Raw genomic sequence first — 20,589 nt, forward strand, 5'->3', positions numbered from 1 at the left:
ATTGGCTCAGCCTTGTCAATACTTTTTTCAGCCCGCTGTTTTCTGCGCCCGGTAGCGAGCGCTCGAGTTGGGACAGGCCTATGAATTGACCGGAATGAGCTTGACGGTCGTGTCGTAGAAACTCACACTCCCCCCTACAGGGTCGACCATACAAGTGTTCTTCAGCGCCGGGTCGATCCACATGGCAGCGTTAGCATGAATGCCGGCCGCTCTCCTGGGATCTCGTCTTATAACCTTGCCGTCAATGGTCACATCAGCAGCACCGGTGGCCCAATGCCCGAACCCGAGAGCAAAGCTGACGACACCGGGCCTCACCGTATGAGTGAGCACTACTTTGCCGATCATGGGTTTCTTGTTGCCCGCCCCCAAATCCCATTCTCCCGACGGATTTGAGGCACTGACGATTTTGACCGGTTGATCTTGTTTTAATCCCAGCCGTTTTGCGTCTTCGGGGTTCAGCAAGACACCGTTTTCCGGCATAATAGGCGTGAGCCACTGGTCTACCACCGTACGGCTTTTGCACTGGGAAATAGTGCGGTGGGTTATCAGAGCCAGGTCATGACCCTTGCGTAGTTCATTGGGCTCTCGGCCGAGGTAATCCCTGATCGGCACAAAGGTGGCATAACCGGCGTTCTTTTTACCGGTTCCTGCGTGTATTGTGGAAGCCGTTTTTTCCTGATACAGATTGAGCAAGGCCCCATACGGATGTGCAACTCTGTCGCCCTTGTACCCTTTCGCCCAATCCTCGAAGCGGCCGCCTCGATTAAGAACGTACACGACCTTGGGCCACAGTTTTTCCCCTGCGATTTTCTTCCATCTGGTTTCTTCAAATACTCCGGTGGGAAGATAGCGGCGGGCTTCTCGAAAGATCTTCATTTCATTCTCATCGGTATCAGGCACAGCTTCCGAACCGTCGGGCTTCTCCCCGAACGCGAGATTCGCCAACGCCCGAATGTAGAAATCGTCGGGATGCTTCAGGTCCAGACCTTTTCCAAACGCATCGGCCCCGAACCCGGGAAGCTCGAGTCTTTCAGCAATAGCAAGAATCATGGCCTCAAAGCTCATGGGCACACTCTGGCCGTACACGGTGCAATTTTCAGGTATGGGAGCCATAGCGGGTTGGCGCACAGGTTGAACCTTGTTTGGAACACAAGGGTGGCTTCCTTGAAATTCCCATCGCTCCAGGAACGATAAGTCCGGGAAAACATAATCCGCGTACATGGAAGTACTGCCGATCAGGATGTCGTTCGTCACAAAGAGCGGGACCTTCGCTGTGTCGCAGAGAATCTTTATGTTCGTATCGCCTGCGGGCAAAGAGTAGGTGGGTGCGCCCATGTAAAGGAAAAGTGCCTTTACCGGATAAGGGTAGGCATCACCAATGGACGGGATGATTTCTTCATAAATGTCGCTGCTCAGAGGGTACCAGTTTCGTTTAGCGGGATACCCCGAGAACAGAGTGGTTTTCTCATAATCCACGCCGTGTCGGATCGAGCTAATACCGAATGCCCCTGTTTTACCGGGTTGCGCAGCGAGATCGTACAGTTTTCCTTTTCCCATGTAATCGTACGTAGAAGCTTTTATCATCCCTCCCTTGGCGTCAAAGTTTCCCAGGAGCATATTGACGGTCATCCAAGAGAGGACGTTATAAAAGCCGTTGGTATGCTGTGCGGGTCCGCGGTGAATATCAACGGCCCCTTTTTTCCCGTAGCTCGTCAGTTCACGGGCCACTGCAATCACGTCCGTTTCTTTCACCCCTGCGATCTCAGCCCATTCTTTCAGGCTGCGCTGTTGGGAAGATTCGAGAAGCACTTGCAGACCACTCTTTACAACGGTGCCGTCCGGTAGCTTCGTGTCAACGAAGAGATCGCCATAAACAGGGCTCTTAGTGTCATTCGGATCGAATGCCACCGGCTTTCCCTGAACCGTGGCAAGGAGGAACTTCTCCTGGTAGTCCTTGCCGTCTTTTGTCTTCCGAGTCTCGGGTTGAGCTAAGGCCGCGTCCGTGGCTCTGACGAACTTCCCCGGCTTGCCGTCTTTGATCTCCACCAGCCATGTGGCGTTGCACCAACTGTTTTCTCCGGCCGCAAGAGCAGCGGCTTTGTTTGCACAGGAAAGGAATTTCGCGTCGTAGCGTTTGTTTTCGATTATCCATCGGATCATGCCTGCAGCGAGCGCGGCATCGGTTCCCGGTTTCAGTGGCAGCCACTTCCATGCTTTGGATGCGAGCTTGCTGAACCTCGGGTCTGCTACCGCGATCTTGGTGTAACCGCTGACGAGGTTGCCGGTGAGTCTTACCGCGCGGTTGGGAGGGCCGTAATTGGCTTCAAAAAGGTTAGCCCCCACAAAAAATATGAAGCGGCTGTTCTCAGTGTCTGCCTGCCAGTAAAATTTCTTTCCGTCAGTGAATTTTCCGTCCACATATTGTTCGCTGATGGCCTTGCAAGTGAAATACAGAGACCCTTGACAAACGGTGGTGTGACCGTGAGCGTTGGTGGTGCCTAGGCCTTCGGCCAAACGCTTGTACAATTCGGCTCGTCCTCCCTTGAGCCGGCCCCAGGCCAAGACAATCTGATTGTTGCGGGGCCCCAGGTCCGGATGGTTCGGATCGATGAGCTTGTCCAGATGTTCAGCGTGCTTGGCCTTAAATTCTTCAACCAGCGCTTTCTTTTTGTCCTTATCCTTTTCGTCCAAAATGGCCTTTACGTCAGTGGCCATTGCCTTTGAGACCTTGGGATCAGTGAGAGTTCGGAGCCTTGCCAGACCTTCAATCTCACGGCTTTCCTCGCCGGGTACCTTGGCAAATAGTTTTCCGCCTTCGCAAATCTCCTGGACCGCTTGCTCAAATGGTACGGCCACCCACTTGTTCTCCCCTCGTTTCCCTGCGCGTTTCAGCACTTTGCGAATTCGATAGGGATCATAAGCGCTCTGGAGACCTGACTGGCCCTTGGGACAGATGGACCCGTCCACCGGCGCGGCCTCTTCCGGATGGGTGCTGTAAGGCAAGTGAGGTAGCAGTGTCCATGGATTGTAAGGATTGCCGTCAATTTTTGTTATTACCCCATTCTGCTGCTTGCATGAGATTCCGCAGCCGGTGTTACATTGTAAGCACGCGGAATAGATCATGTTTGCGGGTTTAACCAGATCATAGGATGCGTCGGGCCGGCTGCTGTTCATTACCGCATTAGGCTTTTGTGCGGTTGGAGCTGCCAACACCTTCGGAGCGGAAATGAGGAGCCCGCTTCCCAAGAGTGCCCCGCCGGCCAGGAATCCCCTCCTGTTCGTTATCTTTGTGTTTTTATTGCTCATTATTCACCTCACGCCTTCTGTTCCGAGCTGGAAGCTAAAGTTTGGCTCAGTCTGATTCCCGCGTAAAAGATCGCCATGCCGACAGCCACCATGAAAAAGCCAACCAAGTACTCCATCAGTGTCGGGTGGTAGCTGTATTGGAGGCGCTGATCCTGAAATGCTTGTTGGAGACCGGGAATCTGCCCGCTGATCTGGCCGGGAACAAGAATGCACATTCGGGCTGCAGCAAAGCCTACAGTTGCGAGAAAAGCCCCAAGAGCCCACAGTCTCTTCTGTGTCGAGGCAAAAAGTGCCAAAGGAACGAGTACCCCAAACAGCAGGTGAAGTAGCCAAAAAACTTGCCAATAGCCACCAAAGAGCAAAAAGGCCACGTTCGGTGAGTGCTGTCCCGGATTCCAGAGCACGATGGAGAACTCAGCAAATTCAAATGCCAGATAAACCAGCATCGCAGTCACAGCAATGGTACGCAGCCACCGGAGAGCGTTTTCGTTACCGGTTTGATCGCCCGCAGCTTGTCCAAGCAGCACCCTGACGATCAAGAGTCCAGCCGCGCCTAGCGCAATGGCGGACGCCAGAAACAGTACCGATAGAATGGGACTGTGCCAAAACTCGTTTGTGCGCACCGCTTCGAAGAAAACGCCGCTTTGGCTCGGGAACAAGATGGACAACAATGCACCGACGACCAACAACGGCTTCAGCCACAGGGAGGCGCCCTTGAATGTGAGCAGCCAGCTAACCACCGCTATGATGATGAAAACATTGTACATCCAGGCATTGAAAGCCATCATACTAGTGAAAATAGGTGAAGTTAGGACCTTGAAAAGGCGTTCCGTGTGCCCGAGATCAAGCCCAACGCCGACAAAGGCTGGGATAATGGCTGAAACACTTAACACGATGGCGGTCCGCAATTCCGACAGCCTGCCAAATCCCGGCACGTCAAGGATATAGCCCACGGCTCCAATTATGAATGCGCCTCCTGAAATGCCTATTGCGAGAAAATAGAGTCCGATCCACAGGCCCCAGGGCACGTACGATCCGTAGCCCGCGGCCAAATGGCCGGAAGTAAATCGCTGGGCGACGCCTATAACGCCCCCGACTATTAGGATTGACCAGATGACCCAAAGAATTTTGGTCCACGGAGAGTTGGAAGCACCGTGTCCCGGATTTGGGGCTGAAAGTGTCACATTGGTCATGGCGCTGTACTCTCCTTTCATACGATGTAGTAGCACTGAGGATTATTCCCCAGGTGCGGGAGAAGTGTCTGAAAATTGTTTTTGGTCACCAATTCCACTACCAGGCTTTCGGGGTCGTTAGAATCTCCGAAATACGTGGCACGTCCGATACAGGTCGTCACACACATCGGAAGTTGCCCCACTTCCAGACGGTGCAGGCAGAAATGGCATTTTCGAGCATTACCTACCGGCGAACCATGATCCTTTCGATTCCAATTCTTCGCATATTCATTGCTCGGCTCGAATTCCCATGAAGCAGGTGATCCTTCCAGCGGCCGATCCTTCCCCGAGGAATCGCCCGCGGCCTCACCGGCTGAATAGTATCTGCCGAAATCGGAAGTCCTTGCGCCGTAAGGACAGGCATTGAGGCAGTACCTGCACCCTATACATTTGTCATAATCGATAGCCACAACCCCGTCGGGTCGTTTCCAGGTGGCGTTTACCGGACAAACCGGCACGCACGAAGGGTTCTCGCATTGCATACAGGGTCGTGGAAGAAAGCGAATCTGCACGTTGGGATATTCACCGAATTCCCGGATGACCACCGGCCGGTAGACCACGCCCGGCGGCAGTTTGTTTTCGGCGACACAGCCAATGGTGCAGGCGTGGCAGCCGATGCACTTGCGAACGTCAATAACCATTGTCCAGCGTCTCTTTTCGACCGGCTTAGCCATGGCTTTTACCAACTCACGCTGCATTCGCACGTGCACATCCTCGTAATCCTGGGGTTTCAGTTTTTTCAACACGGTCAGATTGCGCACGGTAGCCTCGCCGGTCGGATCTTGCGGAGGTGAAGGCAAACGGTCCTTCACCACCACTCCAACGCCGACGGCTGCTGCTCCACCGACTAGTCCTCCGGTAAGAAGGAATTCTCTTCGCTCCATGATTTTGTCCAATTTCTTCATCTGTGCATCTCCTAGTCTCCATCAAGGAATGGGTCTCCGAAACCTTGTTTCTGCGCATCGCCGGCAAGCGTTTGAAGCAGGCGGCAGATCGCGAACGATGCTTTTTAGCAGGTACATCAATTCTTCGGTGTCCACCGGCTTGGAAATGCAGGCGAAAAGGTATGAACTGATGGCCTCCCCTAATTCGGGATGAAAAGGCAAACTGGAAATCCCTATAATTTGCAGAGCAGGACGCTTCCTCTTGAGATTCCTGAGCACACGGTTGCTGACCGACGCTTTGTCAAGATCCAGGATTACCACCAACCGATCCTTTTCCTGGCCGAGCTTTTCCAGATCCGAAATCGAACGGTATCGCAGCACCTGGAAACCGTTCGCCTCAAGGGTCGTCGCCAGCTCAGAGGACTGCTTTTTGCTGGTGCCAACCAAAATGATCGGTTGGTTCAAAATTATTCTCCCCGCGCGATTCTGGAGCATGCCTTGCGAAAGGGATGCCAATTCTGGAAGATGCATTCAGAATCCCGAATCGTAGACAGCCCATGAGAACGGAGAGGGGCTATCATCCTGAAATAGCTAGCTAAGTTAATTGGGAAATGCGACGACGTGTAACGAGAATGGGCAATGGCCTCTCGCTGCGGGGAAATGAAAGGCGGGGAGGGATGTTCCGATTCGGAACACAAAAGAGACTTTATGTAGATAATATAGTGATATAAGTTAGATGCAGTGTCCCGAAAGTGTGCACAATCCCTGTGCGGTACAGAGAGATAGGATGCTACTGCAAGGTTGGCTTAACGATATGGTACTTTCTGAGCTTAGAGTACAGGGTTGTACGCCCAATGCCGAGGCGGCGAGCGGCCTTCTTTTTGTCCCAATTGGTCTCTTCCAGTGTCCGCTCAATCAGTGCGCGTTCGCTTTCCACCATGAGCGGCAGATCGTTCGAGGGACTAGGCCTTGAGTGGCCCCGAAGTGCTGCGGGGAGGTCTGAGGTTTCAATACGGCGCCCTTTGGCAAGGACCACTGAGTGCTCTACCGTGTTTTCCAGTTCTCTGACGTTTCCCGGCCAGCCGTGATCGAGCAGAATACGCATGGATTCGGGGCTGAACTCCTCGATGCTCTTGCCCTGGTCCGTAGCGAACTTCTTCAGAAAACCGTTTGCAAGCAAAGGAATGTCATTGGGGCGATTTCTAAGTGGAGGCAAACTGATCGGGATGACGTTCAACCTGTAGTAGAGATCCTCTCGAAAGCTTCCCTTTTGCACTTCCTTGACCAGGTCCTTGTTGGTGGCCGCTAGAATTCTGACGTTGACCTTTAGTGTGCGCTCACCGCCTACGCGTTCAAAACTTTGCGTTTGGAGGACTCTCAGAAGCTTTATTTGGCTGGAGGGGGGGACCTCTCCGATTTCATCCAAAAAGACCGTGCCGCCGTCAGCCTGCTCGAAACGTCCCGCACGCTGTCGGATGGCTCCGGTAAAGGCCCCTTTCTCGTGGCCGAACAACTCACTTTCGAGAAGACTGTCCGGATACGCGGAACAGTTGATCACCACAAAACTATTGTGCCTTCTCTCACTCTGTTGATGTATGGCCCTTGCAACAAGTTCTTTACCTGTACCGCTCTCACCCTGAATGAGAACAGTGGCGTCAGTCGGAGCGATATCTTGAATCAGCCTGTAGACCACCTGCATCTTGGGGTCCTTGCCGATTATCCCGCAGAATTCAGCGGTATTTTCTATCCTTGCCCGGAATTCGCTTATGGACTGCTCGTGCAGGACGGCCCGCCTGATAACCCCAGACGCCTGGGTAAGGATCAGACCCACTAGTTCAATGTCCTTTGGTTCGCACTCGCAGTCTCCGGGGCAAGCGATCACAAGGCCTCCGAGGATTTGAGTCTCTCCCGTCAAAGGAGCAAGCACCTGTTGGGGGGAGAACCGGAAAGATTCCGGAACCAAGGGGGGTCGAAAAATGGACCGACCAAAGACAGTGCAGCCACTGGCGCTTTGGAGGGGCTCCGCAGCAGAGTCTATTATTTTGGGGTCGTTGACCATTTTGACATGATCCTCCGACACGGAAAAAAGCGCCGTCCGGTCTTCGTTTAGCAGGATCAGAACCATTTGCTTGCATATCAGTATCTTTTGAAATCTTTTTATAAGCGCCGGACCGATTTCATTAACGGTGGGTAGGGCGCCAATTTCTCGAACAATTTCACAGAAGGTCCTGGTCTGGTTGTGACTGCGCTCCAGTTCTTTGGCTTTCCGTTCGAGGCGGCGAGTGTAGTCCTTCAACCGTGTGACCATTTGATTGAAAGAAGAAGCCAGCGTTCCGACTTCATCCTGACCCTTTATATCCACCGTAATGTCAAGCTCGCCCCTGTCTATTTTCTGCGTGGCCCGCGCGAGTTTGGACAGGGGCAATGTGATTCGCCGCACGAAAACAAGACTACCAATCACGGCCAGCAATAGAATCCCAAGAGTAACCAGGCTCATCTGGATCCAAAGCCGAGTGACTTGCTCTCTGAAAGGTTTTTCTGAGAAACCCAGACGGAGCACACCGGCCCGGCCCGAAAAGATCGGCCAGGCAATATCCAGGTAGTGGTCACCTACCGTGGAGACGAGGCTCCGCAATTCTCCTTGATCCTGGGAAATCGCCCGGTTTGCGTCTATCAGCTCGGCAGGAACGCCCTTGGTGAACGTGTGGGCCAGGACTCTGCCGTCTCTGTAAACGAAAAGGTATGCCAAAGATGGATTGCTCCGCATCTGGTGGTCCAACATCTTTTGCAGTGACACCAGGTCGTTGATCAAGATCTTTTCCGTTGCTTCAAGCGCCACCGCATGCGCGAGGCTTTCCGCCTGCCCCGTGATTGCTGTACGGAGACTGTCTCCATAACGCTGGGTGACCAACAAAGAGATGAGGAGGCCACTGCCGGTTACAAGAGCAAAGACTGCTATGAGCAATCTGCCACCAAGGCTTTTCATTCCCATGGGAGCCTCTTCAACGTGGTGCAGTTTTGCGCGACATTTCTCTGATGCCTTCGTACCAATCATCGCTGGGTTCGATGAATCGGTCAATCATGAGCTGATCGAGGATTCTTCTGCCTTTGACATCCTGGTGCATCGAAAACAGCAGTTTGCGGATTTGCCCCTTGGCTTCGGCGGGCAGGTTCTTTGATGCAACCAGCGGAGGGGTGCCATACGGGGCGGACTTGCGTATCACCCGAGTCGAGTTCGTTATCGCCGGGTTTCTCCGGTTATAGAAATCCCAGATCAGACCGTCGACAGACGCCCCATCCACCATGCCCTTTGCTACTGCCATAATGGAATTATCGTGACTGTAAGTGTAAATGGTCTGCCCAAAAAATGTCTCCGGGCGTTCTCCCAGTTCCTCGAGCCAATTGGTGGGGACCAATCTGCCCGTGTTGGAATCCGGGTCGGTGAAGGCAAAAGTCTTTCCTCGAAGATCCTCCAGATCCTTGAACGAACTCCTCTCATTAACCATCAAGTAAGCATGATAGAAATGACTTCCATTGATTTCCGGTGTTGCCAAAAGCTCTAAACCGTATTTGTCCTTCTCCAAGGCATACGGGCCCGAGCAAAGAAAAGCGAAGTCGATCTCGCCTTTCCCCAGGAGTTCATTAATTTCACCGTAAGTCTTTCGTTGAACGAGCAGGACTTCTCGATTCAGTTTCTCTCCTATATACTCCAGCATCTCCCTATAATGAACGAACGTCTCTTTGGGAGATATCATTGCCGCTACCGCTACCCTCAGGTGTTTTGAGTCGGTTGAAGGCGTTTCAGGCCGAGCCACATCTATGGTTTTTCCAAAGTCAACGAGCCGAGAGTCACCATCGCTTGTACAACCAGCCAGGAAGAGGAAAGAAATGATTATCAGGGGAATTTGCATTTGTCGCCTGTGAGCCTGAACCAGAGCTGTCGACCGAAGCCGAGAGAAACCCATAGTCAAAACCTCATAAACAACTAACATGGCGACATCTGAAAACAGTTTACGGCTCATGCTTCAACTGGTCAAGGACCGGTGCGGGCCGATGCCTTACTATCGTCGCATCGCGATCGTAGCCGGATTGCCTTGAGTTGCTGCGATATGGCTTGTCCATCAGTCTTGCTCGTGATATTCTCTAGTTAGCATAATTGAACTGACGTTAATCAAAGTGATAGAGATTAATTAAGAAACCTTACAGTTATTTGCGATTCAACAGCCATTTTGGTTTCGGGAAACATAGTAACAGCAAGATTCCTTTCCAGACAAACCGGACCCCACGATTGGAGTAATTGCTATGGGCGCAGTCTTGGCAGCACTCTATGTTTTGGTGGCTCTCAGTCCTCTTTTGGTTGTGGCCGCTCTATGGATGAAGGGCGAAATGTCCCTCATGCACGAGACCGGCACGAGCGCCGCGCTTGCCGCGTACGCGATCATCGCGCTGCAACCGGTCCTTGTCGCTCGATGGAAGTGCCTGGAGCGGCCTTTCGGCATGGACATCATGTCCCGGTTCCACAAATATATGGGGGTCTTTGCTCTTGCGCTGCTTTTGACTCACCCGCCGCTGATGGCTTATGGCGGGGCAGGATTGGGATTGCTCTATAGCTTGGAACAGCCCTGGTATGTGCTGCTGGGCAAAGCGCTACTGCTAATATTGATCGTTCACGTGTTATTGAGCGTCTTTTCAAAAAATCTCGGGTTGACCTTCGAGAAATGGCGACGGGTCCACAATGTCCTGGGAGTCGCAGTTCTTTCAGTGGCATTCGTTCACAGCTTGGGAGCCGGATACGACCTGGGCCCGCCCGCTTTGCGAATCCTCTGGGTTGCTCTCCTCGGGCTGACCGCCTGCGCGTACATAGACCACAAGATACTGAAGCCAAAACGTTTACGCCAACGTCCCTATCAGGTGGTAAGTGTGGATCGGGAAACCCACAACGTGTGGACAGTTAGGCTTACACCTCCGGAAGGGGAACGGATCCATGACTATCATCCCGGCCAGTTCCACTTCCTGACCTTTCAACGATCGGGTGGGCTGCCAGTCGAGGAGCACCACTGGACCATTTCCTCGACTCCTACAAACAAAGACTTCATAAGCTCGACAATAAAGGAATCCGGTGACTTTACCGCCACCATAGGCAAGACGCGAATAGGCGATAGCGCCTTGGTTGAGGGGCCGTTCGGGCGGTTCTGCTATACCCTTTATCCGGAAGACAAGGAGTTCGTTTTCATCGCAGGCGGGATCGGAATTACACCTCTCATGAGCATGATTCGCCACATGCGAGACACGAGAAAAGAGGTTGACGTTCTGCTGCTGTACGCGAATAGAACGGAAAAGGACATCGCATTTAGGGCTGAACTGGCCGAAATCGAAATCGGCTCATGGCCTCGACTGAGGGTAATCCATATTTTGAGCCAACCGGAAGCTGACTGGACAGGCGAATCCGGCCGCGTTGGCAGCGACAAACTTACCCGTTTGTTGGGAGGCACTGGAGAACAGACAGCGTACTACATTTGCGCGCCGCCACCGATGGCCAAAATTGTCATCCAGGATCTCCTTTCCATGGGAGTGCCTTATTCACGCATGCGCACCGAGGAGTTCTCGCTTTAAGCTGCAAAACGGAAACTGGAAATCAGGAGACCGCCGTGAGAATCAGAAAGCTGAAAATTTTTACCGTGTTCTTTGTAATCCTTGTAGTCATCGCCGTTTACGGATTAGCACTTCTAAGGACTTACGTGTTCAAGCCTCCACCATCGAGTTCAGCCGCACCCCCTGCTACTGTGGCGACCGCCACCCTCGGTTGTTCGCCTGAGGTCTTTCGCGACGAAGGCATGGCATGCTCGGGCAACAAGACGACGTAGGCTGAGGCAGAACGGTAAGACAACTAATTAGCTTGGTTTCCCGTGCATGTACCATTTCAGGTGATCATAGGTCTGGTACCCGAGCCGCACATAAATCGGCTCCCCGTAAGAACTGGCCTGCAAGGTGACTGCCGAGGCGCCACGATCAAAACCCGCATTTGTGGCAAGGCGAGTGCTAATTGTCGCTAATCCGGTCCGTTCGGCATCAGGGACCGTTCCGACCCAATAAATGCCCGCTCCCTTACCGCTGAAAATTGTTAAAGCTGTTGAAACAGGCCTGTTTTCCCGATAAAGAACATATCCCGTTACGTTGGGCGATGACAAAAGCTTGGAAGGGTTTCCGTACGTTGCGGTAATCGCTTTCGGCGGGGCGCCGAACACCCGATACGCCTCGGAGTTGATGGATATAGCATCTCGGACATGTTGTTCTGCTGTGATACTCTCTATGCGGATACTGTCAGGTGAATCCACTGACTGGAATGGTTTGGTAATCAGCATGCAAGGAGTGTCGGACAGAAGCCTCAAACCGCTTGTTTGGCAAAGCAAATCCAAATCTTCATCCTGACCGGTGCGTACGAACAGGATGAATCCCCGACCACGTGAGCCAAAGAATTCTCGCGCTCGATCCAGAACTTGTTGGGCCGATAATGCCCCATCAGTGCGGACCAAGCAATTTTGATACGGAAACGGAAGCGAGGTGGCTCCGGCCAATAATAGCAGTCCGTGTTCCTCTATGCACTCGCACCGGTCCTGCCAACGGGCGTGTTCACGGATTGATTCAATGAAATTATCGTCGGCCAACGATTGGAGATTTCTGTCCATCCAAATCCTCCCCATTGTGTCAACGGGAACCTGTTGATATTGGCAAAAATGACACAACGAGGCGGTCAATTCAAGTTGGCAATCGCAGGGTCCTGGAAGGTTCCGCAACTTCTCCGGGACATCCGGCAGTTTGTACCAGTTCGCTATTATTTTTGTAAAATACGTTTGTGAGCTGTCATTGCGAGAAGCGAAGCGACGAAGCAATCTCTCACCGCTGAGATTGCTTCGGGCTTGACGCCCTCGCAATGACAACAGTCGGGAATGTTGTATTTTTTATAGCGAATCGGTATTAGCACCAAGGGGTTCTTCTTCAATCGCCCAACGACCGGGATTTATGGCTTAGAGGCTTTTGCGGCTTCTTCAACACCGCTATGCCCCTCCTCGACCTTTCCGTGACCTTTCATCATCATTTCTTGGCCCGATTCAGCCTTGCTCTTGTCCTTCATCATCATCATTCCCTGGTGCATTATTTTGGAGCCTTCCATCATCTTCATGCAGGACTCCATCATCTTTTTCATGTTGCCCATCATTTCAGGCTTCTTTGCCATCATGTCTTGGGCACCGGACATGGTCTTGTCCGCTTCCTCCATCATCTTGGAGCCATCCGCGATCATTTGCTCGGCTTTTGGAACGTCCTTATTCTCTTTCATCATTTTCATAGCTTCGCGCATCATGGCGGCCCCTTTCATCATTTTTCTGGAGCTGTCCATAATCATGTTTTGGGGATTGGCCACCTGTTCTGTTGGCGCGCCTTTGGATTCACTCTGGGCCACTGCCGGGACATGGGTTCCCAAGACAATTGCCACACAGAAAAAGAGAACCCCCAGAATCGACACAGCGCTTTTCAATCGAGCCTTCATCGGAATTACCTTCCCTTCTGATACTATTTGTCCTCTAGGACAAATCTGATATGGACACGTTCCATCATGTGGGAACGCGGCCGCTATTGAGGCCCCAGGGATTTCGTGCTAGGAAGGGTCGGACGAATTCATAATTTACCGGAGGTTAACAAAATGTATCGGCTCGCGGTTTTTACAATTTTTTTGATCCTTTGGCCGGCCTCCAGCATGGTACTAGCGGAACAATGGCTCTTGGTGAAGGACAAGGCCGGTGTGTGCAAAATCATGAAAACAAAACGCGGCACCCCCACCATCATCGGCGGACCGTACTCCAGCGAAGAAGATGCACGCAAGGCTATGAAGGCGGCGGATTGCAAAGAGATTGAGAAAAAATCCGGCGAGAAGTGACCGATAGGCTGACCAGGAACCGATATGCTTTTAGCGGACCTTTTAAGGACATCATTGGCGCAGGTTGTGAGAAATCAACGCCGATACAGGGGGGTGTCGCTGAATATAGCGCTTGGGGTTGCCGGGCTCATAACGGTCATGACCATGGGTGACGCCATTGAGAAGAAAGTCGCCACCAATCTGGAACTACTCGGAAGAGCCACCATCATAAAAGCGAACTGGGATTTTGATAAGAAGACCCGATGGCACCACGGTCAGTTCAGGCCTCAGGACCTCGAAGATTTAAGGAAGCTGAGCCGGGCGTCGGAGACGACGGGGTTTGTGCAAAAGTGTGACCAGACGCTGACGTTCAAGCAGGCCAAAATGCAGGGACAGCTAATGGGGGTCGAATCCGGCTTTTTTGCTGCCCTTCACATGGCCTTTTCCGAGGGTCGTGAGATCACCGAAGAAGAGGTCTCCACGCGCAAGAATGTCTGTGTGATAGGAACTCGAATTAGGGATGACTTGCTGAACGGCCTGGACAAGGCGCTGGATCAAGCCATATGGCTTGAAGGAAAGCTTTTTCGGGTAGTCGGAGTGCTTGGAGGAGTTGAAGACACCGAGCACAGCCGAACATTGTTTGTGCCCATTACGGTCGCCTGGGGTCATTTCTCCGCGGAGCCCTCTATCAATGGGATCTACGTGAAGGCAGTGAACTGGCACGAGGTTTCTAGGCTGAGCGACGATGTTTTTAATACCTTGGCGCGGAATCATGCCGGTTACGTTGACGGCCTAGAAGTAACCTATTACCCCGAAAAACTAAAAACTATCCGGGCCATCGAATTTCTCGTCAAATTCCTGTTGTACGGGGGCCTGCTACTCGTGGTGTTTCTGGGTGGTTTGGGGATTAGCAACCTAATGTATCTATCGGTTCAGGAGCGTACCGGGGAAATTGGGCTGCGTAAGGCGGTTGGCGCTACGGATAAGGTGATCCTCAGGCAGTTTTTGACAGAAGCCGTGGCGACCGGGTTGGCAGGCACAGTGGCAGGGATCGTCCTCGCGGTCGGAGTGACCGCATTGCTAAGACTTTTGTTCGACATGATCCCCGATTATGAAATGGCAGTTCTCGGTGTGATAGGCGGAGTCCTCCTCGGGACCTGTTTGGGCGCTGTCTCCGGCCTCGAGCCGGCGAGAAGGGCCAAAGATCTCGATCCGATTCAGGCAGTAAGATTCGAATGACGGTCAGTCGTCAAGCGCTCCTGCACGGTTCCTGCTCCCTATAAAACGGACGCCGATGGAATGGACCCTATTTCCTGCGCCGAAGGCACGTCGGACTCCTGGACCGTCTCGAATAAGTCGCCACGGGATGTCCAGTTACTCGAAACGCATGGCTTCCGTGGGGCTCATGCGACTAGCCTTGAGCGCTGGACTTGCTCCACAGAAAACGCCGATAACAACGGTAGCAAAAAGCCCTCCCACAGAGCTGAGGAACAGCAGACCTCCGTCGATCTCGAATCCCATAACTGCTTTAGTAACAACGCATCCGATCCAAGCAAACAGCGCGCCTGCGACCCCTGCGGCAAGGCACAAAATGAGCGCTTCCATGATGAACTGGACCATTACCATTGTGTCGCTTCCACCCAAAGCCTTCTTGAGTCCGATCTCTCGCGTTCGCTCATTTACCGACGCGAGCATCAGATATGCGGCGCTGAATCCCCCGAGTCCCGTCACCGCTGTACAGATCAAGTAGATTAGGGTCTTGACGAGGTTTACCGTGTCCTGAACCCTTTTGATACGTTCAGGATAATGGGTAACTTTCAAGCCGCTTTCATAGCCCGGATGCGAGGCTTTCAGCATAGTGCGAATCGTCTCACTGACGGTCGCCACTTCCTTCCAATGATCGGTTCGGATTCGCAAATGCCTGATGGGATACATGTCGCGAAAGCGTCTCCTAGCTGCGGTCAGGGGGACAAAAATGGTACGGAGGGTGTCCGGACCTTGGATGCCTCCCAGAACTCCGATCACCGTGACGCTCATATTGTCAATCTGGATGGCTTTTCCCAAAGGATCGGTTCCCCCGAAGAGATCCACGGCCACGTGCTCTCCCAAAACCCCGTACATGGTGCCGGTAGCCACATCCTCATTTTCAATCAGTCGTCCTTCGCGGCAGTGAGCCATAATCGTCCTCCAGAACGAGGCCTCAACCCCTGCCAGTCGGACCATAATTCTCGTTGGGCCTACAGCGGCCTCGATGTTGCCCATTGACACAACTGGGGCAACTTCGACCACATGAGGGATTTTTTTCATGCGCTCTACGTCGCTTGCGAAGAATTCCCCCTGGTGAGGGCTGTCAAAATCGGAACGCTCAACATCAATGATCGTTGCGCCCCCCAAAATGACGAGGTGCTCGCCTATCCTGTGATCAACCGAATCGCTTACATTGATAAGAATAATAACACCCGATACGCCCACTCCTATTGCCACCAACACAAATTTGTACCGTCTACGGTTTCGAAAAACCATTCTCCAAGATAGTTTTAGCACATCGTGAAAGCTCGATTTTGTCATACCGCTTCGCTTCAAAACTGCAAATATTTGCTCCGCTTGATGAGGCTGATCCGACGGGTTCCCCTGCCACGAAAGGCCCAACTCCCGACCTTGCAACGGAGACTCGTGGGAACCACCAATAAGCCTCGTTACTGGCTCAAAGGCGAATGGACGTTATGGTCCGCCAACGGCTTGAGATGCGGTTACCGCATCCCTTTTTAGGAAGCGCTCCAAAAAATCTACAAGGACTTGCAAGCTGGAGGTTAGGACAGGTTTGTCATCGTCTCCCGGCTGGTCAAGTTGGTAATACACATTGAACATGTGTCGCTCCCCAGGATAGATGCAACATTCGAAGTTCCTCTTGGCTGCTTCGAGCTGCGCGGCCAGCTCGCGTGCATACCGCACATCGTATACCCCATCGGCTTCTCCATGGAATATCAATACCGGAGGCAACTCCGCCGGCTCATAAGGGAGAATCCAGGGCCATCCACCGTTGTTCCAAACGACACACCTTATTCTTGAGTTTTTGTTGGCATAAGCCAGCGCAGCGTTTGCCGACTGGGAAAATCCCGAAACCGCTATTTTTGCCGAGTTCACTCTGGGCTGACTGGCCAGGTAACTCACCGCGCTATCGATGTTCCGAATATACCATTGATGGCCCATCGCGAGCCGGGCAACCACAGACAAATGGTTTATCCATGCCCAAATATGATGTGGCATCTTCCTCCAACTATCCGGTCCTGGTGTCAGGCATGGCGGATAACCCGAAGCGTCCAACAGGAGCACTGCATAACCGTTCTTCGCCAGCTTCCTACAATACGCGTGGAATTGGATTAATTTCGCTCCCCCGGCGTTCGCGGCCACCACCACTCCTGGCCACGGGTTGTCAACCGATGTGTCCGGCAAAAAGTAATAACCTGGAAGCGTCTCCCGCCCCGTCAGAGGGATTTCAACATCTGTTCTCTCCGCGTGGGAAACAAAGCAGAGGGCGAATACAAGGAAAATAGTCAAAATCGTGGGCGATGCCTTTTCCAATGGACGGCGGTTCATTGTGGAACCTCGAAGGGCAAGAGGATCTTAGTATGACAGTTTGCTCCGGCTCTCCTCCCCAGCTGTTGTGTCCTCTTCAGCCAAAGGTTTCGGCGCAAACTACCTGCGGGAAAAACTCTCGCGGAAGAAACCATGTGGGGCCTCAACCGGAATCATGCCGCGGGCCTTCGGTTTGCTCGGTTCATAGATCGGATGGCCGGCATTTCTTGCGCTGTCCGGCCTATTACTGTGCGCCAGGAGTTTTCTAAGGAACGCGCCAAACTCCTCCCACTACTAACGACCCCATCCGGCCTCGCTGCACAGGTGTGCACTCTTTCGGGCCAAAGTCCGTTCTTTTGTCGCGAACGAGTATGAAAAGCCCATTTCCCATGGGTTTCTAGACATACTGTTCATCAAGGCCAAGTGTCAAGATTAACCTTGACGGCTACCCCGAGGAATGGGCCGGCGCGGAGGCTCGCTTCGATTCTCAGCCGAACGGTTTTCCTTTTTCCGGAACTGTGAGCCGCTGGTGGGTCGGTATATCGGAGGTCAAAGTATCGCGGTGCCAAGGCCGTTGTTGTGCGCTGCCTTTCCGGCGGGTTTCACACGGATCGAACCAGCAGACCGGGCATTCCGGATCGGTGCACGGGTCCAAATGTATCAGAATGTCAGCCAGACCCCGAAAATGCCGATTGAAAATATCCTCAAGCTCTTTGACCTCGCGATGACCTTCTTCAAGCGCCAGTTCTCTGGGCAGAATCAGATGGAAATCCACATGCACATGCCTTCCGGAACGCCAGGCTCGGAGTTTGTGCACATCTATCCAAATGTCTTTCCTGTTGCGGGCCAGTAAGGAGCTGATTTCGTCCAGCAGGTCGGGGTCGGAGGTGTCCATGAGACCTCCAAAGGCCTGACGAACCAGCTGTACGCCGGCAATGACTATGTTGATGCCGACCGCGCAGGCCACCACCCCGTCAAGGCTGTACCGGCCCGTGAAATAGACCAGAATGAGCCCGGCAAAAACGCCTCCCGACGTGTACACGTCCGTCAGAACATGTTTCCCGTCCGCAACCAGGGCAAGTGATCTCGTCCGTTTGCCGACTCGAACCAGAAACAATCCCAGTGCAAGATTAACCAAACTCACGCCGACGAGAATGATCAGTCCTTCTTGAAGTTGAGGAAGCTCTTGCGGATGCAAGATTTGACGCAAGCCTTGCTGGAAAATCCCCACTGCGGCCAGGATGATCAGCGCGCCCTCGAATCCCGCTGAAAAGAACTCTATCTTACCGTGCCCGTAAGGATGGGTCTCGTCAGGAGGCTTGTGCGCGAGTAAGACGCTCCAAAGCGCAAAAGCACTGGCCACCACATTGATTATGGACTCCAGAGCATCCGATAAGATCGCTGAGGAGCCGGTTATCCAGTAGGCGTAGAACTTCAAAGCCATCAGCACCGTGCCCACAACAAGCGCTGTGGCCATGGTGCTCCGGTTGAGCTTGAAACCCTCCGCGTCGCCTAAATTAGACATCTCTGAAGCATCCCCGCCGCCTTGGCGTGCGTTCGCGCACAAATCCCCGTCTCCCTTTCACCTTGTTGAGCCTTTTCTCAACGGCAATTAGGACCTATACAGATAAGTCACCCGGAGCAGTCGGAGGGATTCGCACCGGCTCGTAATTAATTCTCTTAAACAGGAGAGATGACGCCTGTCCGCCCGAAATCTTATCGTATTGGTTCACCGGGCTTCCACGCCGTGGCGTGGTACGCCCGGTGAGGATGGAGGGGGAGACCATCTCCCCCTCCAAGCCTCCCCCATCGTGATTCCGACCGGCTTAGCTTGTCCCGGTGAACTGTCACATCTTATCTTTCATCTCGAACCGGCACCATGAGTGCGCATCAGCCGGCAGTGGACCTGACAGTGAGGACTGGACAATTGGCCGTCCTAACCACATTTTCCGCGACACTCCCCACTATGAGATGCCGCACCCCGGTCCATCCGTGAGTCCCCATAATGATGAGATCCGCCGATTGTTCTTCGGCAAAACGCACTATTTCCTCGGCCGGGGCTCCTGTTCGGTAATGAGTGCTAACTTTTTCCACTTCGCGTCTGCAATCATTGGCGAGCAATTCCAGTTCTTCTTCAACACCTTCGCGAATGTTTTCCTGAATCAGCGCGGTTTCGGTGGGAACTCTGTTAGCCAGGGTGGGGTAGCCCAAGAGACGCGAGTTTACCACGTGCAAAATCAGAAGCTCAGCACGAAAAGCCTTTGCGTACTCTATGGCGGAAATTCGGGCGGGCACCGAATTCTCCGAGAAATCTGTGCAGGCCAGGACCTTCTTGGGGATCATGGTCGGATCTCCTTCATCGGCGCCTGGAGTGGGCCTGAAAGGAATCGCGTCGTCTCTTGGAGAGCGCCCTCAAAAAAAGAATTCGACGCCGGTTGTCGAAAACCGACATTGCCAAGATCATAGCCTAGAAACAACGCGACTCCCCGAGTGGCACTAGGAATCGCAGCGCCGGGTTCTTTGCCTTCTTTGACTAAGCGGCTTCCAGCCCTGAAATCAAATCCAGAAGCTTTTGCGCCATGTCTTTAAGATGCCTGCTAACCGACTGAGTAGATTCCAGCATGTCAAGGTAAAGCGAGGAGGACTTGGGCGCTGTAGCTCCGGCCAACAGCCGCTCTACGTGCGCCAATTCCCATTCCTGGCACTTCTCGTCAATGGCGGTGGCAGACTTGATCACATGCTCAAGCAAATTCTTATTGGGCGTTACAATGCAGTCCCGAAAGTCACCCAGAAGGCCTCGGGTGATCTTGAACATTTGCTGCACTTCATCATTGGCTCGGTCGTCAAACGTAATGTCTTCGTTGCACTTTATGCGACAACAAGTCAGAATGCTTTCCATAAAATCGCCGATTCGTTCCACATAACCCGGAAAAAGAATGAAGGTGCGACAAACCTCTTTGGGCACGTTGATGGAGCATGCAATGATGTTCGTCAGCATTTTTTCCTGCTGATGAACTTCTGACGCCAGTTTATCGCAGGCGTTGATCTCTTCCGGGCAATTCCTGATGAAGCCTTCGTTAACAAGGCGGGCCATTTCAATCAGCTTGCTTAACATGACCAATAGGCCCTCATCCAGGCCAAAAGACTCGGAAACCGGCCTCTTGTGCAGCTCTTCGATCTTCAAGGCCTCGGAGTCGAGCTTGGGGCTCATCATACGAAATGGGTTGACCACAATGCGCTTGTCTTTCATAGGTGGTAGCTTCCTCCCTCCTCAGTGGTGCCGTGGCAATGTATTTAACCCATCTTAATCCGGATGGATTTCTTTGCTGGTTATGGCCGGGGCAACTGCAAGGTCATATTAGACACTTTACCGTGCCCTCCTGAGCTATCTGAATAAAGTCGAAACAGTCCCTGGATTGCAGGGTTCCCAGGGCGTGCATTCATTTCTTGCTGACCGGAAAGAATTGAAAGCATTTGATACCACAATTTATCTCTTAACACAACTGCCCACATCGTAGTTTCGTCAACGGGGGAAAGCAAAGTAGGGGCACCCTATGGTGCCCCTACAACGGACGATGCGCTTGGCTTGGAAAACGCATCGAGGCGGAAAATAAAACGAGTGGGATCAACCGTACCTGCGCCTAATTCTAAGGGAGGCTGCACCATGAAAGAGCAACTT

Annotated in this window: 17 protein-coding genes; 4 read left to right on the forward strand and 13 right to left on the reverse strand. The window is 52.8% G+C overall.

Going from position 1 to position 20,589, the window contains the following annotated elements:
* Positions 1-78: 78 nt before the first annotated feature.
* The 6 genes from HY913_10840 to phnD form a co-directional block, all read right to left on the reverse strand.
* The gene (locus HY913_10840; GenBank protein ID MBI4963760.1) at positions 79-3,306 is read right to left on the reverse strand and encodes a molybdopterin-dependent oxidoreductase; all 3,228 of its coding nucleotides are present in this window, start codon (positions 3,304-3,306) and stop codon (positions 79-81) included.
* Positions 3,307-3,314: 8 nt separating this feature from the next.
* Complete coding sequence (gene nrfD, locus HY913_10845) at positions 3,315-4,499, reverse strand: polysulfide reductase NrfD (GenBank protein MBI4963761.1); 1,185 nt, start codon at positions 4,497-4,499, stop codon at positions 3,315-3,317.
* 17 nt (positions 4,500-4,516) lie between these two features.
* Entirely contained in the window at positions 4,517-5,422 is a 906-nt protein-coding gene (locus tag HY913_10850; protein ID MBI4963762.1) for a 4Fe-4S dicluster domain-containing protein, read from the reverse strand.
* Between the two features lie 42 nt (positions 5,423-5,464).
* Positions 5,465-5,887 (reverse strand): response regulator, encoded by a 423-nt coding sequence (locus HY913_10855; protein MBI4963763.1) that lies wholly within the window; start codon positions 5,885-5,887, stop codon positions 5,465-5,467.
* 325 nt (positions 5,888-6,212) lie between these two features.
* Complete coding sequence (locus HY913_10860; protein ID MBI4963764.1) at positions 6,213-8,408, reverse strand: sigma 54-interacting transcriptional regulator; 2,196 nt, start codon at positions 8,406-8,408, stop codon at positions 6,213-6,215.
* A gap of 16 nt (positions 8,409-8,424) precedes the next feature.
* Positions 8,425-9,387, reverse strand: a complete 963-nt coding sequence (gene phnD / locus HY913_10865) for a phosphate/phosphite/phosphonate ABC transporter substrate-binding protein (GenBank protein ID MBI4963765.1) — start codon at positions 9,385-9,387, stop codon at positions 8,425-8,427.
* A gap of 337 nt (positions 9,388-9,724) precedes the next feature.
* Between phnD and HY913_10870 the strand changes: the two genes are divergently transcribed.
* Positions 9,725-11,035: a ferric reductase-like transmembrane domain-containing protein gene (locus HY913_10870; GenBank protein MBI4963766.1), complete on the forward strand. Its 1,311-nt coding sequence runs from the start codon at positions 9,725-9,727 to the stop codon at positions 11,033-11,035.
* Positions 11,036-11,070: 35 nt separating this feature from the next.
* Positions 11,071-11,286 (forward strand): hypothetical protein, encoded by a 216-nt coding sequence (locus HY913_10875; protein MBI4963767.1) that lies wholly within the window; start codon positions 11,071-11,073, stop codon positions 11,284-11,286.
* A gap of 27 nt (positions 11,287-11,313) precedes the next feature.
* On the opposite strand, the gene HY913_10880 is transcribed toward HY913_10875, so the two are convergent.
* Together HY913_10880 and HY913_10885 are read right to left on the reverse strand one after the other, a co-directional pair.
* The gene (locus HY913_10880; GenBank protein MBI4963768.1) at positions 11,314-12,108 is read right to left on the reverse strand and encodes a hypothetical protein; all 795 of its coding nucleotides are present in this window, start codon (positions 12,106-12,108) and stop codon (positions 11,314-11,316) included.
* Between the two features lie 332 nt (positions 12,109-12,440).
* Positions 12,441-12,968, reverse strand: a complete 528-nt coding sequence (locus tag HY913_10885; protein ID MBI4963769.1) for a hypothetical protein — start codon at positions 12,966-12,968, stop codon at positions 12,441-12,443.
* 231 nt (positions 12,969-13,199) lie between these two features.
* Here HY913_10885 and HY913_10890 point away from each other — a divergent pair, with 231 nt between their 5' ends.
* Positions 13,200-13,355, forward strand: coding sequence for a hypothetical protein (locus HY913_10890; GenBank protein ID MBI4963770.1), 156 nt, complete (start codon positions 13,200-13,202; stop codon positions 13,353-13,355).
* Positions 13,356-13,379: 24 nt separating this feature from the next.
* Complete coding sequence (locus HY913_10895; protein MBI4963771.1) at positions 13,380-14,573, forward strand: ABC transporter permease; 1,194 nt, start codon at positions 13,380-13,382, stop codon at positions 14,571-14,573.
* A 135-nt stretch (positions 14,574-14,708) separates the two neighbouring features.
* On the opposite strand, the gene HY913_10900 is transcribed toward HY913_10895, so the two are convergent.
* From HY913_10900 to HY913_10920, 5 genes are all read right to left on the reverse strand, one after another.
* A complete protein-coding gene (locus tag HY913_10900; GenBank protein MBI4963772.1) occupies positions 14,709-15,857 on the reverse strand; it encodes an ABC transporter permease in 1,149 nt (382 codons plus the stop codon).
* A gap of 198 nt (positions 15,858-16,055) precedes the next feature.
* Entirely contained in the window at positions 16,056-16,931 is an 876-nt protein-coding gene (locus HY913_10905; GenBank protein MBI4963773.1) for a dienelactone hydrolase family protein, read from the reverse strand.
* Between the two features lie 466 nt (positions 16,932-17,397).
* Positions 17,398-18,387, reverse strand: a complete 990-nt coding sequence (locus HY913_10910; GenBank protein MBI4963774.1) for a cation transporter — start codon at positions 18,385-18,387, stop codon at positions 17,398-17,400.
* 413 nt (positions 18,388-18,800) lie between these two features.
* Complete coding sequence (locus tag HY913_10915) at positions 18,801-19,253, reverse strand: universal stress protein (GenBank protein ID MBI4963775.1); 453 nt, start codon at positions 19,251-19,253, stop codon at positions 18,801-18,803.
* Positions 19,254-19,443: 190 nt separating this feature from the next.
* Positions 19,444-20,160: a hypothetical protein gene (locus HY913_10920; protein ID MBI4963776.1), complete on the reverse strand. Its 717-nt coding sequence runs from the start codon at positions 20,158-20,160 to the stop codon at positions 19,444-19,446.
* Positions 20,161-20,589 lie beyond the last annotated feature (429 nt).

The organism is Desulfomonile tiedjei (assembly GCA_016212925.1).
In the GTDB taxonomy this organism is placed as follows: domain Bacteria; phylum Desulfobacterota; class Desulfomonilia; order Desulfomonilales; family Desulfomonilaceae; genus JACRDF01.